General features: G+C 64.9%; 11 protein-coding genes. 10 read left to right on the forward strand and 1 reads right to left on the reverse strand.

From position 1 onward, the window contains the following. The first annotated feature begins 143 nt into the window (after positions 1-143). The 8 genes from P1T08_16475 (at position 144) to P1T08_16510 (ending at position 10,508) form a co-directional block, all read left to right on the forward strand. Positions 144-2,924 carry a molybdopterin-dependent oxidoreductase gene (locus P1T08_16475; protein MDF1597676.1) on the forward strand — a complete coding sequence of 927 codons (2,781 nt, stop codon included), beginning with the start codon at positions 144-146 and terminating at the stop codon, positions 2,922-2,924. 317 nt (positions 2,925-3,241) lie between these two features. Further along, a complete protein-coding gene (locus P1T08_16480) occupies positions 3,242-4,084 on the forward strand; it encodes a hypothetical protein (GenBank protein ID MDF1597677.1) in 843 nt (280 codons plus the stop codon). A gap of 100 nt (positions 4,085-4,184) precedes the next feature. Then, positions 4,185-5,276 carry a glycerophosphoryl diester phosphodiesterase membrane domain-containing protein gene (locus P1T08_16485; protein ID MDF1597678.1) on the forward strand — a complete coding sequence of 364 codons (1,092 nt, stop codon included), beginning with the start codon at positions 4,185-4,187 and terminating at the stop codon, positions 5,274-5,276. Further along, positions 5,276-5,968, forward strand: coding sequence for a DUF4129 domain-containing protein (locus tag P1T08_16490; protein ID MDF1597679.1), 693 nt, complete (start codon positions 5,276-5,278; stop codon positions 5,966-5,968). Before P1T08_16485 ends, P1T08_16490 begins: the two co-directional genes overlap by 1 nt. Next, positions 5,965-7,083 carry a DUF4350 domain-containing protein gene (locus P1T08_16495; protein MDF1597680.1) on the forward strand — a complete coding sequence of 373 codons (1,119 nt, stop codon included), beginning with the start codon at positions 5,965-5,967 and terminating at the stop codon, positions 7,081-7,083. Before P1T08_16490 ends, P1T08_16495 begins: the two co-directional genes overlap by 4 nt. A gap of 105 nt (positions 7,084-7,188) precedes the next feature. Next, positions 7,189-8,145, forward strand: a complete 957-nt coding sequence (locus P1T08_16500) for an ABC transporter ATP-binding protein (protein MDF1597681.1) — start codon at positions 7,189-7,191, stop codon at positions 8,143-8,145. Between the two features lie 3 nt (positions 8,146-8,148). After that, complete coding sequence (locus tag P1T08_16505) at positions 8,149-9,342, forward strand: ABC transporter permease (protein ID MDF1597682.1); 1,194 nt, start codon at positions 8,149-8,151, stop codon at positions 9,340-9,342. Further along, positions 9,339-10,508 (forward strand): ABC transporter permease, encoded by a 1,170-nt coding sequence (locus P1T08_16510; protein MDF1597683.1) that lies wholly within the window; start codon positions 9,339-9,341, stop codon positions 10,506-10,508. The genes P1T08_16505 and P1T08_16510 overlap by 4 nt, the downstream gene beginning before the upstream one ends. Before the next feature lie 15 nt (positions 10,509-10,523). Here P1T08_16510 and P1T08_16515 read toward each other — a convergent pair whose 3' ends face one another. Then, positions 10,524-12,683 carry an ATP-binding cassette domain-containing protein gene (locus tag P1T08_16515; protein ID MDF1597684.1) on the reverse strand — a complete coding sequence of 720 codons (2,160 nt, stop codon included), beginning with the start codon at positions 12,681-12,683 and terminating at the stop codon, positions 10,524-10,526. A gap of 178 nt (positions 12,684-12,861) precedes the next feature. On the opposite strand from P1T08_16515, the gene P1T08_16520 reads away from it, so the two are divergent. After that, positions 12,862-13,791: a MoxR family ATPase gene (locus P1T08_16520; protein MDF1597685.1), complete on the forward strand. Its 930-nt coding sequence runs from the start codon at positions 12,862-12,864 to the stop codon at positions 13,789-13,791. Continuing rightward, positions 13,788-15,032: a DUF58 domain-containing protein gene (locus P1T08_16525; GenBank protein ID MDF1597686.1), complete on the forward strand. Its 1,245-nt coding sequence runs from the start codon at positions 13,788-13,790 to the stop codon at positions 15,030-15,032. The genes P1T08_16520 and P1T08_16525 overlap by 4 nt, the downstream gene beginning before the upstream one ends. Positions 15,033-15,279 lie beyond the last annotated feature (247 nt).

Below are 15,279 nucleotides of genomic sequence, written 5' to 3' on the forward strand. Positions count from 1 at the left end.
ACTCCCCTGACGATCAGCAGTACCAAGCATCGCAAGCTCCAAAGAAGATCATGGCTCCAGTGTGACCGAAAACGACCCCGAACGCGAGCACCCCCGACCCACAACCACCAACTTTTTCGGCAGCCACCTAGAAAAGAGATCACATGACGACACATCGAGAGCCAGACCTCGAGATCCCCCGGCTTCTCCCCGGAAGTCAACTCACCAACTTCCCTCCACCCGAACGCTGGGACGATTGGGAAGAGTACGACGCGCAGGCCTGGCCCGACAAGGTCAAGCACAACGTACGAATGGTGCCGACCACCTGCTTCAACTGCGAGTCGGCCTGCGGCCTCCTAGCCGTCATCGACAAGGCCACAGGCGAGATCCGCCGCTTCGAGGGCAACCCGGCCCACCCGGGCTCCCGCGGACGCAACTGCGCCAAAGGTCCGGCCACCATCAACCAGGTCTACGACCCGGAACGCATCTTGTATCCCCTTCGCCGCAAGGGAGCGCGAGGTTCTGGTGAGTGGGAGCGGGTGTCGTGGGAAGAAGCCCTCGACGACATCGGCGGACGGATGCGGAAGGCCATCCAGGAAGGTCGCAACGACGAGATCATGTACCACGTCGGGCGGCCCGGTGAGGACGGCTTCATGGACCGCACCCTGAAGGCATGGGGCGTCGACGGCCACAACTCGCATACCAACATCTGCTCATCGGGGGCACGGGTTGGCTACGCCATGTGGATGGGCCACGATCGACCATCGGCCGACTTCGCCAACGCCCGGTTCATCTTGCTGCTGTCCGCCCACCTCGAAACCGGCCACTACTTCAACCCGCACGCCCAGCGGATCATGGAAGGAAAGCAGGCAGGAGCGAAGCTCGCCACCATCGACCCGCGCCTCTCCAACACGGCGTCGATGTCGGACGTCTGGCTGTCACCGTATCCCGGCACCGAGGCGGCCATGCTGCTGGCCATCGCCCGGCTACTGCTCGAGTGGGACGCCATCGATCGTCCGTTTATAGAGAGGTGGGTCAACTGGGAACAGACCCTTTCCGAGCAGTACCCCGACCGACCGAACACGTTCGACGAGTTCATCGACGTGCTCAAGGAGACCTATGCCTCCTACACGCTCGAGTGGGCGGCGGAGGAGTCGGGTGTCGACCGGTGGCGAATTGAAGAGGTCGCCAGGGGAATCGCAGACGCCGGACACCGGTTCGCCAGCCACACCTGGCGTTCGGCCGGTTCCGGCAACGAAGGTGGATGGCAAGTGGCGCGAACGCTCTGGTTCCTCCACGTGCTGACCGGCTCGGTTGGCACGAAGGGCGGAACATCGCCGAGCGCCTGGGACAAGTTCAAGCCCAGGCACTGGAACATGCCGCCCACCCACAACAGGTGGAACGAACTGCTCTGGCCACCCGAGTATCCCCTCGCCCACCACGAACTGAGTATCTTGCTTCCCTACTTCCTCAAAGAGGAACGCGCCAAGCTCGACGTGTACTTCACCAGGGTCTACAACCCGATCTGGACCAACCCGGACGGGTTCAGCTGGATGGAAGTTCTCACGGATGAAGCCAAAGTGGGCCTGCACGTCGCCCTGACGCCGACCTGGTCGGAGACCGCCTGGTTTGCCGACTACGTCCTGCCGATGGGAGTCGGAGCCGAACGCCACGACACACACTCGTATGAGACGCACGCCGGCCAATGGCTTGGATTCCGCCAACCGGTGCTCCGGGTCGCCGGCGAGCGGGACGGAAAGGTCTTTGCTCGCACCTACGAGGCGAACCCCGGAGAGGTATGGGAAGAGAACGAATTCTGGTTCGATCTCTCGTGGCGAATAGACCCCGACGGATCGCTCGGAATAAAGCAGTGGTTCCAGTCGCCCAACGATCCCGACCGCCCCGTATCGGTCGACGAGTACTACGGGTGGATGTTCGACAACTCGGTGCCGGGCCTTCCCGAGAAAGCGGGCGCCGAGGGCATCACGCCGCTCGAGTACATGCGCAAATACGGCGCCGTCGAAGTGGAGAAGGACATCTACAAGGTCCATGAACGACCCGTCGATGCCCACGAAGTCGGAATGGACGGTCTCGCCCGCAAGGACGGCGAGGTGGTAGGCGTGCGGGTCCAGAACGACGTGGTCACCGGGTTCAAGTCCCCGTCGAAGAAACTCGAGTGGTGGTCGAAGACCATGCACGAGTGGGGGTGGCCCGATGCTGCCATTCCCACCTACCTGAAGACGCACGTGTACTGGCGTGATCTCGATATGGCCGGCAACGAGCGGATCCTCCTGCCAATTTTCAGGCTGCCGACCCTGATCCACACCCGATCGGGCAACGCCAAGTACCTCTACGAGATCAGCCACGGTCACCCGCTGTGGGTCAACCCGATCGACGCCGACGCTCTCGGCCTCCATACCGGTGACCTGGTGCGCATCAATACCGACAGCGGCCATTTCGTGATCCGCGCCTGGCGAACCGAAGGCATCCGGCCGGGAGTGGTGGCCGCCAGCCACCACCTGGGTCGATGGCGACTCTCCGAAACCATGGGCAACGAACGCTGGGCGTCTGCCCTGGTGGACATCACCAAAACCGGCGACAGCACGTGGATGATGCGCCAGAAGCGAGGCATCGAGCCGTTCGCGTCGGACGATCCTGACTCGGAGCGCATCTGGTGGAAGGATGCCGGCGTCCACCAGAACTTGACCTTCCCCACTCACGCCGACCCCGTTTCCGGCATGCATGCCTGGCACCAGCGGGTGCGGATCACGAAGGCAGAACCCGGCGACCAATACGGCGACGTCGTCGTCGACACCGCCAAGAGCTTCGCGGTCTACAAGGAATGGCTGGCCAAGACCAAGCCGGGCCCCGGCCCGGACGGCACCCGCCGACCGATGTGGCTCGACCGACCGGTCAAACCTACCCCCGAGGCTTATCGGGCCTGAAGGGGTCATAGGTACGAGGTAGTAGATGATAGGTAATAGGTAATAGGTTGTGGCAGTAGGTGATAGGCGCTGAGCATCGGGCGCGACCTCGAGGCAGAGCAGGCACGCAAACAACCCCCCTCGCCGGCCGGCAACAGCCGGCCACCACTCCCCCCACGGAACCCTGAGGGGAGAACACATGCACGACACCGGCGTCCCCCCGCGTTTCTCCCCCGCGCAGCGGGGGAGATGCCGAGTCTCCGAGGCAGAGGGGGCTCCCAAATACAGACTTCGCCAAAGCCACGCACAGTGGCAGGCCTCCGTTACCGTATGAACTGATGACTACCTCACCCACCTCGACCACCCCTAATGCGTCCGCGGCGGCGGCCGCAGAGGCGGCCGAGTGGATGGCGATCGCCCGGGCCTGGCACCCCGGCCGGCAGCGTTCGGCGCTCGTCGACCTGCCGCCCACCGAGGCCGCCGTTGTGGCGCTCTTCAACCCCGCCGGTGAACTCGCCGAACGAGCCCATTCCTGGAAGTACGAGATTTCCAGCGGCGACCTCTCCGATCTGGCCCGGTTCGGGGCGGCGCTGGCCAGGGCCGAATCCGAGGCATGGGCAACCGACCGCGGCCACCTGGCGACGCGTGCCTACCAAGATCGCCGCTTCCTGCTCGGCGACCGGATACTGCATTGGGCCATCCCATGGCTCGACGCCGTAGCTCACCAGTATCCGACGGCGTTCGACGATGCCATGACCGCAAGAAGGGCATTGCTGGACCTGGCCGAACGGCTCCGGCCCGCACCCGCACTATCAGGCACCGAAGGTCTGGTCGTTCCCGGCTTCGACGGATACGGGCCACTCGATATGGACGTCCCCTTCGAGCAGGTCATGCTGTCGGTGTGGAGCGGTGCTGTGCTCCTGAACGGATACCTCACCGGGGTTTTCCACAAACCGGTGATCGGACGCGCTCTACCCCGAGGGTGGGACACCTACCCGGGTGCACGAGAAGCGCTCGAATCAACCTACCGGTCGGCCGCCGCCCGGTGGGAAGAACTGGCGCTGAGCCGCCCCGGAAGTGCGCAACTCTGGCGCGACCTCGCCAACCGCGCCCGTCGCACAGCAGCCAAGCTCAATCGCTGGAAGCCGTACCGGGACATCTCCGACGAGTTGACCTGGTAGCGGGCCCTCCTATCCACCCACGTCTACCGGCATGCTTGGCGCCGGCCGGTTCAGCTGGAGAGAGACCGCCATCCGGCTCTCGTTCACTATGGTTGCGGCCATGACGCAGCCACCGATGCTCCGACCCCTGGCGATCGGCGAGATCATCGACGCCGGGATCAAGATCTACCGCCGCAACTGGCGGGTGTTGTTCGGCATCACGGCCACCATCGTCATCCCGCTCCACATCCTCACCTTCGGCCTGACCCTCGTGGCAGCCCAGCAGGTCGGCAACCTGGACGACCTCGACTTCACGGCCACCGACTTCGACCCGACCTTCATCTTCTCCCTGATCGGTGTTGCCATCCTCTCGGGGCTCATCAGCCTGCTGGCTCTGCTGGTCGTCAACGCGGCCGCGCTACGCGCCGTCGCAGACGGTTACATGGGCATTCAGCCCGATCGAACTTCCTCGATTGCGCTGGCAATCCAACGCCTCGGGACTCTGATCGGGAACACGATCCTCCAGGTGCTGGCCATCGGTGCGATCTTCGTCTTACCTATCGTCATGCTGGCATTCGGGGCCGCCAGCGATGGTGGGGCTTCAGCTATCGCCGTGCTCGTCGGTATCCTCGCCATCCTGGCCGGCAGTCTGATCGCGGTGTGGCTGGGAATCTCGTGGACGGTCGCCGTACCGGCCATCATGGTCGAGCGGTCGGGCGCGGCGGAGGCCCTCGGCCGCTCAATGCGATTGATCCGTGGCCGCTGGTGGCCGGTGTTCGGCGTGATCATCCTGGTGGCGATCATCCGCTCGGTAATCGGAGCCGTGACGGGCATCGGTTCGGGCATCGTGTTCTTCGCGGCCCCAGACAACATCGTCCTCACTGCAGTGGTCGACACGCTCCAGTCGATCCTGACCGACCTCGTGCTCCTGCCGTTCGCGGCCGCCATCACTGCCGTCCTCTACTTCGACCTCAGAGTCCGCAAGGAAGGGTTCGATCTCGAACTCCTCGCCCGTTCGATCGGATCGGACTGGGCGGGCACCGCCGCCACACCACCGGCCGGCTGGACTGCCCCTCCGGCCGCTCCGCCGTCCGACCCGTCGCGCTGGAGTGCCCAACCTCCCCTTTCTCCTTCTCCAGAAGGACCAACCCAGCCGCCGCCCCCGACGCCGGGCGGATCCCCGTGGGACCGCGGACCTACCGACGGCGGATAGTGGCGGGAGCCGTCGCCGGCCTGGCCGCGTTCGGACTCCTGGCGACCGGAGCCGGTGCGACCGCCCAGTCCGCAGACGGCTTCGGCCTCCCCGCCGAGGACGCTCGCCGCATCGTCAATGACATCCTCACCGACCCCCGCTTCACCTCGCGCCGGAACGAAACCATCTTCACAAAACTGGGACGCGCCCTGACCGGCTTCGTCCAGCAGGCCATCAACTGGTTCAACCGGGTCGTCCTCGGCGTTGGGGACGATTCGGCGGGAGGCAGATTCGTGTTCTGGACGATCGTCACGGTGCTCATCATCGTGATCGCCGCCGTCGTCGCCTCACGACTGGCCCGGAGAAGATCTGAAGCAGAGGCGGTTGCCCGCCGCCAACACGAGGAGGCTGTGCCGACGGAAACCCCCGAGGCTCTTGAACAGCAGGCTGAGGTGGCGTTGACCGAGGGGCGTAACGAGGACGCGGTCCGCCTGTACTACCAGGCAGGCCTGATCCGACTGGGTGACCGGGGAGTCATCGAGTACCGACCATCGCTCACCAGCGGAGAGGTAGCCGACCGGCTGCGCCTGGCGGTCTTCGATCACATCGCCGGGAGTTTCGACTCCATCGCCTACGGGCATCGCCCCGCCGGTCCGGACGAAGTGACCACGGCAAAGCGCAGCTGGCAGGAGCTACTCGGAGAACCCCGATGATCGGCAAGGGCCGCGTCGCCCTCATCGTCACCATCATCCTGGTCATCAACCTCGGGGTCATCCTCACCGACGCACTAGTAGACACTGAGCAGATCGCCGGTCCGGCGGCCTCCTCGTATGTGACGACCGGCGAGGGGGTGGCCGCCTGGTACGAACTCCTCGACCGCACCGGTCATCCCGTCAGTCGCGCCAGGTCTCCGCGCCCCGATCTCGATTCCGCCACCACCGTTGTCGTCATCGAACCCTTCCCGGACCGGATCGATTCGGCCGGGCTGGAGGCGCTCACCGCCTTCGTCGAATCCGGCGGACGTCTGATTGCCGGGGGCGCTCTGCCCGATTGGCTGCGTGAGATCGCAGGCAACGAGCTCACCTGGTCGCCATCCCCGGCCGGCACCGCACGGCCCGTCGACCCCGCCCCCGAAACGGGGTACGTCGGATCAGTGGCTGTCAACAGCATCGGAGCATGGCGTGGCCTGCCGTCTGGAGCCATCCCGCTCCTGGCAGACGGAGACGGTGACGTCACGGCGGCCGCCCTGGACATGGGCTCCGGCCGGATCATCCTGCTGGCCGACACCACAGCCCTAACCAACGCGGCGATCGGAACGGCGGACAACGCCTCATTTGCACTGGGGATCGCAGGCGAAGATGGCCGGCCGGTGGTGTTCTCCGAATACGTCCACGGGTACACAGACGAAGAAGGGCTCACCGCCCTGCCGGACTCGTGGCTATGGGCCATGGGCCTGGGCCTGGCCGCCCTCCTCACCTACCTCATTGCGATCGGTCGACGATTCGGACCACCAGAAGAGCCAGACCGCGTTTTCGCCCCGGCTCGTCGCGAGTACCTCGACGCTCTGGCGGGTTCGCTGGTTCGGACCGGCCGGCCGGACGTTGCCACCGCACCGATCCGGGCGGCCGCCCGCCGGTTGATCGCCGCCCGGGGTGGTTTGTCGCCCGATGCCACCACAGACGGAATTATCGCGGCCGCTCGCCGTCTGGAGCTCAACGACGACGAAATCGCTTCGATCATCCGCTCCTCCCATGACGAGGCAGCGCTGATCACCTCGGGGAGGGTCCTTGCCCGGCTGACCAGGAACGAGCGCCCTTCGACGGATTAGGCCGCCGCGCGGAAGGTCACAACTCACCCACCCAGCGCGAATGTGACCAACGACCCTAAAGCGAACCTCCCCCAGCGGTCACCCTGTACTGAACGGGAGGTGGCGATGATCTCGACCACATTGACTGGTTTCGTGCTGGAGTGCAGCGGAATCCGGAAGACATTCGGCGATCTGGTGGCGGTCGATGGGGTTGGATTTCACATCGCCCCCGGGGAGACCTACGGATTGCTCGGACCCAACGGGGCGGGCAAGACCACCACGATCTCGATCATCGCCGGACTTCTCGAAAGAGACGCAGGCGAGGTGTTGGTCGCCGGTGAAGTCATGGACCCGCAATCGACGGCCGCCAAACGGCACGTCGGTCTGGTTCCCCAGGATCTCGCCATCTACCCCGACCTCGACGCTCGCGAGAACCTTCGTTTCTTCGGCAAGCTCTACGGGATGCGAGGAGCCGAATTGAACCAACGGGTCGACGAGGTACTCGACATCATCGAACTGCGCGATCGGGCCGGGGATCGGTCCGAGGAGTACTCGGGCGGGATGAAGCGACGCCTCAACATCGGCATCGGGTTGCTGCACCGTCCGACCCTCCTCATCCTCGACGAACCGACGGTGGGGGTTGACCCGCAAAGCCGCAACGCCATCCTCGAGAGTGTCGAACGACTGGGTGAGCAAGGGATGGCCGTTCTCTACACAACCCATTACATGGAAGAGGCAGAACGCCTCTGCGACCGGATCGGGATCATCGATCACGGGACCATCCGGGCGGAGGGAACGCAGCAGGAACTCGTGCAACTGGTCGGCCAGCGCGACCGGGTTCGCCTCGTGGCGACCGGGAATCTCACCGCCGGAGCAGCCGTCCTCGGCGCTCTCACCGATGTCGATGAGAGTGCCGTCACTGCCGACGGCATCGATCTCATCGTCAGAGCAGCCCACAACCGGCTCCCTGAGATCCTGGCGGCAGCCACCAGCACAGGAGTGTCCGTCGCCGGAGTCGATGTCGATACCGCCAATCTGGAAGCCCTCTTCCTCCACCTCACCGGCCGGGCGTTGCGGGAGTGAATCATGAGCACCGCCTGGACCATCGCCACTAAGGACCTGAAAGAACGACTCCGCGACCGCTCCGCCTACATCATGGGTATTGTCGCCCCGCTGGCGCTGGCTCTGATCTTCGGGTTCGCCCTCAATCCACTGAAGAACTACGAATTCAGCGCTACCTATGCCGCAGTCGACCTCGACGGCAGTGAGGTCAGCCGCCTGTTCGTCGACGACGTCCTGCGGCAGGCTCCTGGAGTCGAGGTGCTTCAGCTCGCCACACCCGAGGAAGGTTTGGCGCTGGTCGACAGCGATGGGAACCCGTTCGCGGAGACCGAGGGAACGACTGCCGACGCCCTGTTCATCATTCCCCGCGGATTCGGGGCGGATGTGCAATCGGAGCGCGAAGTCGATCTGCAGGTGGTCGGTAACGCGATGGCGGAGTCCAACGCCGGTATCGCGGTCGCCCTCGCCCAGGGCTACGCGAGCGAACTCACCTCGGTGCGGATCACCGTGGCGACGGTCGAAGGGCTGCTGCAACACGAAGTAGACCGATTCACCACCGGCCTGGCAGTCCTGGCCACCCCCTACCCGACCACCATCACCGACATCTCCGCCGAGACCAGGCAACTCGATGGCATCACCTTCTACGCAGCGGGGATGGCGATGTTCTTCCTTTTCTTCTCGGTGCAGTTCGGAGTCACCAGCCTCCTGGAAGAGCGCCAGGCCGGCACCCTGTCGAGGCTTCTCGCAGCACCGATCTCCAGGCGATCGATCATCACCGGCAAGCTGATCAGCGCCTTCCTGGTCGGGATAGTCAGCGTGACAGTGCTGATGATCACCACCACGCTCGTGCTCGAGGCCGACTGGGGCAACCCGGTCGGGGTCGCTCTGCTGGTGGTGGCGGCGGTGCTGTCTGCGATGGGCATCACCGCCCTCATCAGTTCGTTCGCTCGCACGGCGGAACAGGCAACTTCGATGGTGACGGTGGCAGGCGTCATCCTCGGATTTCTCGGAGGGACCTTTTTCGACGTCGCCCAGGCCGGCGGGATCGTCGCCGACCTCCGATTCGTCTCGCCGCACGGATGGTTCATGCAGGGACTGGCCGATCTGAGCGCCGGCGATCTCGGCGCCGTCGTGGTGCCGGTGCTGGTGCTGCTCGCCTTCGGCCTGGTGACGGGGGCTATGGGTATGGCGGGGATAGGAAAGGGGTTGCGACCATGAAAGCCGTCGCGATCGCCGCGGTCAGTCTGCGGAGATTCTTCCGGGACCGGTCCAACATCTTCTCCGCGTTCTTGTTCCCGGTGATCCTCGTCTTGCTTCTCGGGTCGATGCAGGGCGGGGCCTCCAACCCGCGACTCGGTTTCAATGCAGAGACACCGGACGACCTCTCCGCCGGACTCCTCGACGGCCTCGAGGCGGTCGAGGGGTTCGTGGTCATCGAGTTCGACTCCGAAGCAGCGACCGTTCGCGCCGTCGAACGCGGTGAGATCGAAGCAGGTTTGATCGTCCCGGCCGGCTTCGCCCCGACCCTGCAAGCAGGCGGCGACATTGAACTGCGGTACGTGAGCCGGGCCAAAGACGGACTCCAGGGCATCGAAACAGCCATCCGGTCTGTCGTCGCCCGCCAGTCGACGCTGCTGCGGACCGCTCGTTTCGCTGAACAGCAAGGAGCAGGAAGCTTCGAGGATGCGCTGGCGATGGCCGCCGAGGCCCAGATCTCACTTCCGCCCGTTGAGGTCGTTGCCACGAGTGCCGGCGAACCGTTCGCCCTGGCGGGCCTCGGGCAGTTCGATATCTGGTCGCAGACGACGCTCGTGCTGTTCATCTTCCTGACCACCCTCCAGGGAGCGGCAGCCCTCGTACAGTCCAGACGATACGGGGTCACCCGCAGAATGATCTCCACTCCGACCTCCGTCCGCACGGTCTTGTTCGGCGAAGGGCTCAGTCGCCTGGCCATCGCCCTCGTGCAAGGCATCGTCGTATTTGTCGGCACATGGCTGATCTTCGGGGTCGATTGGGGAAATCCATTGCTGGCACTCCTCGTCCTGGTCATGTTCGCCATCGTGTCCAGCGGAGCGGCCATGCTGCTCGGTGCGGTCGCCTCCAACGACCAGCAGGCCGGCAGCCTGGGAACAATGTTCGGACTCGGCCTGGCGGCATTGGGCGGAGCGATGTTTCCCCTGGCCGCCCTGGAATTCCTGTCGACGACCGTCTGGCGAGTAGCCCACATCACCCCGCATGCCTGGGCGCTGGAGGCCTTCGAAGAACTCGTCGCGTACAACGGGGGCTTCGCCGAAATCGCCGGGTTCCTAGCCATTCTGGCCGGGTACGCCGTCGTGTTCTTCGCTCTCGGCACCTGGCGACTGCGAGCGGTCCTCACGCGCTAGCCGTGGCGCCCCTGCTCAGACGGCCCCGTTGGCACGAGCGCGGGCGCCGGCAACCCGGCGCACCGCTCGCTCCATTTCGGGCACATCCGTAAGCAACTCCTCGAACCGACGGCAATCGAGACTGAGGGCCGTGGTCGGCGTGACCGCCGTGACCGTGGCGTTGCGGGGAGCGTCGTCGAGCAGGGCCATCTCGCCGAAGAAGTCTCCATCCTCGAGATGAGCAACGACCTGTCTGCCATCACCAGCACCGGTCACCACCTCGACCACGCCTCGCACAATCACGTAGAAGCGATCGCCCGGCTCGCCCTCCTCGAACACGACCGCCCCCTGGTGGTACTGCTCAGCCGCGAACCGGCCTGCGAGGCTTTCGAGTTGGGCGTGCGGGAGTCCGGAGAAGAGCGCCATTGCGCCCAGCCGCTCGGCCGTCACCGAGGCCGACCGGCCATCTCGGCTGATGGTGAAACCTTGCTGTTTCTTCCACATCTCGGTGAACGTACCGCCCGCCTTCTCCAGTTGATCGAAGCTCCCGGTCTCGTCGATCGTGCCATCGCGCATCACGACGATCAGGTCTGCATTCACAGCAGTCTGGAGCCGGTGGGTCACCATGATGACTGTGCGCCCGTGGCGAAGTCGCTCGATTGCGTCTACGACATCGACTTCCGTCGATGGGTCGAGCGCTGAGGTTGCTTCGTCGAGTAGCAGAAGTGGCGGTCGTCGCAGGAGGGCGCGGGCCAATCCGATGCGCTGGGCCTGACCGCCCGAGAGCTGCCTCCCGCTCTCCCCGACGACGGTGTCGAGACCGGCGGGCAGCCGCTCGACGAGTTCACTCAGCCCGGCGGCCGCAATCGCCGCCTCGAGCTGATCGGTGCTGGCGCCCGGATCGGCGAGCAGGATGTTTTCGCCGAGTGTGACATTGAATAGGAACGTCTCCTGGAAGAGGACGCCCATCATTGCGCGCATCTCCAGCGGGTCGATTTCGGTCAGATCGACGGAGTCGATCGTGGTGCGACCTGCGTCGGGATCGAAGAACCGCATCAACAACGCCAGCAGCGTGCTCTTCCCGGATCCGCTCGCTCCCACAATCGCGACATAGGTTCCGGCTTCGATGGTGAGGTTCACGTCGTGAAGTTGAGGTGCACCATCCGGCGAGTAGCTGAAACGAACGTCCTCGAACTGGATCGCGGTTTCCAGCGTAGGGGCCGCGCCACGGGACGCGTCTCCGATCACGGCCGGCACCGTTGCCAGCAGAGAATCGATCCGACGGACGCCACTCCAGGCTTTCCTGATCTCCGGGAGTACGTCCCGTCCGATCACCTGCGTCTCCCAGGTGAATTCGACGAGCAAAGCGACGAAGGCTGCGAGCGTCCCGGCTTCGAGCGTCCCCCCGAGCGCGAGAACGGCGCCCATCCCCACGATCACAACCTGCACGAGCGCTACCGAGTACTCGGAGAGCGTGGCCACCAACTGAATCCGGAATTCTGCACGAGAGGAGGCGGCGTGTAGCTCCTCGATTCGGCTCCGAAATCTCGCATCCGACCAGGTGTGCAGGCTGAACGCCCGGATAATCGGTTGGGCCCGAAGGTTCTCCGAAACCTCACTCAACACGCCGGCGATCTTCCGTTTCTCGTCGTCGAGGGCGCGATCGGGGTCGGGTGCGTAGCGGTTGACGAGGTACACGACGAGGGGCATGGCCAGGATGGCGGGCAACGCCAGGCGGAGTTCGAGAGCAACCATGACGGGAACGTAGAAGACCAGCGCAACAACGCTCGTCAATCCGACGATCGGCTGCTTGATGACCCCGCCGGAGAGCTGGGAGATATCAGAAGAGAAGCGGGCCAGGAGATCACCGGCCTGCGACCGGCGATGGAAACCCATCGACAGCTCCTGGAGTCTCTCGAACAAGGACGTTCTGACGTCGGCCAGGATGTCGGCTCCTGCCCGTGCTGCCAGGTAGCCATTGAATACGCTGGCGGCCGCAGAGATCAGAAACCCGGAGACCAGCAACAGAACGATGAGCCCGACCGACATATCGGGTTGACCGACCACTCCGTCGATGATGAGCTTGATGCTCAGCGCCAGGATGACGGTAAAGACCGTCTTGAGCAACATCGTTGCGATCAGTCCTGCCCCGAGCCATCGATGTGGTCGCCAGAAAGCAAGTATGCGTCGCAGCAACGAAGGTCCCCCTCGAATCGTCGAATGCATCAAGCTAGTTGATGAACGAGAGCAAATGGGAGGCAATTGGCAATTGGCAATTGGCCCCGTCGCCAGGCCATAGGCATTAGGCCATGAGCAATAGGCATCCGATGGGGATCCCCTCACTAGGCTGCTTCGATTGAGCCGGGAGCATTTGGTGAAGACGCTTCGAGATCGACTGGTAGCTGAGATCCGCAAGGTCGTGGTCGGCCAGGACTCCGCAATCGACGCGCTCCTCGTGGCCACCGTGGTCGGTGGTCATGTGCTCCTCGAAGGGGTGCCAGGCACCGGAAAGACCCTCCTCGCCAACGCAACTGCCAGAGCGCTGGGGATGGAATTCCGCCGGGCGCAGTTCACACCGGACATGCTCCCCTCCGACCTCACCGGAACCGTGACTCTCAGCAGGGGTGACCTCGCCTTTCGTCCAGGACCGATCTTCACCAACGTGCTCCTCGCCGATGAGATCAACCGGACACCTCCCAAGACGCAGGCCGCCTTGCTCGAGGCGATGGAAGAGCAGCAGGTCACCGTAGATGGTGTCACTCACCCGCTCCCATCACCATTCCTGGTCGTGGCGACCCAGAATCCGATCGAGTATGAGGGCACCTACCCGCTCCCGGAAGCGCAACTCGACCGGTTCCTGATGAAGATCGACATCGACTACCCGTCGGAGGCCGAAGAGGTGGCGCTGCTCGGCCTGGGTCGGGCGGGGCTCAGGCCGGCGACGCTGGTCGATGTCAACACGATCACCTCTTCCGACGAGATCCTCGGCATGCGGACGACGATCGATGCAACCCACGTCGAACCGGAGATCATCGCCTATGTTGCGACCCTGGTCCGCACCACCCGGACATTGCCGTCCGTCGAACTCGGTGCAAGCCCGCGCGCAGCAGTCCACCTCCTGGCTGCGGCCAGGGCTTTCGCACGGATTGCCGGCCGCGACTTCGTCACCCCGGACGACATCCATAGGACGGCCCCGTCGGTGCTCCGCCACCGGTTGCTCATTCGCCCGGAGGCTGAGCTCGAGCGATATCGCGCCGACGACGCCGTGGCCGCTGCCCTGGCAGCGGTGCCAGTACCCAAGTGAGCCCGACACCGAGGGCGGCCGCGCTCCTCGCCATCATCGCCGCAGGCGCGCTGTTGATTCCCGGCCCGATCGCCGCCCTGGCCGCCGTTGCCGTCGGCGTTGCCGTTGTGATCGACGCCCGCCGCCTGCGCCGGGTCCCCACGATCCTGCGCACTTTTCCCAACATCCTGTCGCGCGGTGTCCCTGAAACGCTAACCATCCACGCAGAACCCGGTCCCGGCCGGATCCGGATCCGGCAGCCGGCCCCACCCGATCTCCTGCTCGAACCTCGCGAAGCCAACGATCGGTTGGTTTCGTCCGTCACCGCCAACCGCCGGGGCGAACACGAACTCCCCCAGCCTGCCGTTCGACTGGTCGGTCCTCTCGGCCTGGCAGCCGTCCACCATCGAACGGGACCGGCCGCGACGGTACAGGTCTATCCCGACATGCCGGCGGCGCGGCGCCTGGCCATCGCCGTCCGCCACGGCCGGCTCCAGGAGGAAGGAAAGCGTTCGCGCGGACCGCTCGGGCTCGGCACCGAGTTCGAGTCGATCAGGGATTACCAACCCGACGACGACATCAGACAGGTGAACTGGCGAGCGTCCGCCAGGCTCGGCCGACCCATGAGCAATCAGTGGCGAGTCGAACAGGACCGCGAGGTGATGTGCGTCGTCGATGCCGGCCGGCTGATGGGCGCCCCGATCGCCGGACGTACCCGCCTCGACGCAGCCGTCGATGTGGTGGCGGCAATTGCCGCAGTTGCCGACGAGATCGGCGATCGGTGCGGCGTGATCGTCTTCGACGACGGAATCCGCCTCCATCTCAGACCTCGCCGCAACGGTGGGGCGGCGGTGGTCCGTGCCATCTACGACATCGAGCCCTCCCCGGCCGAGTCCGACTACGAACTGGCTTTCCGCACCATCGACTCCGGCAAACGAGCATTCGTCCTGGTGCTCACCGACCTGATCGAACCGGCTGCCGCCCAACCGCTGGCCGAGGCCATCGCGATTATGGCCCGGCGGCACGCAATCGCGGTCGGGACGCCGCGCGATCCCGACATCGACGCGGCGATTCGCACCGATCCGGCCGGCGTCCACGACCTCCACCGCACCACGGTTGCACTCGACATGCTCGATGCCCGGACGGGTGCCGTCACTGCAATCCGCAGGGTCGGGGCAGACGTCATCGAGACACCGGTAGAGCAACTCAGTGCAGCGTGTGTGGGGGCGTACGTCAGAGCGAAGGCGCGGGCCCGGCTCTAGCCGGAGCAAGCAAGAGGCCGTGGGGTATGAGCCTTTGGTCATAGGCCATAGGGGCAGTCCGCCAGGACATCGTGCCTGTTGTGTAGCGCGTCTATGTCCGCCAGGAGATTGTTCCTATGCGTGGTGGTAGATGCTGGTGGGTTGGGGCGGGTGGAAGGGTTCGACGATGGGCTTGTTGATCGGGTAGGGCAGGCGTGCCAGGTCTTCTCCGCGATGTCGGAGTGTGAGCGTCTTGTCGCTGGTGGTG

The sequence above is a fragment of the Acidimicrobiia bacterium genome (assembly GCA_029210695.1).
GTDB lineage: Bacteria > Actinomycetota > Acidimicrobiia > Spongiisociales > JAHEDJ01 > JAHEDJ01.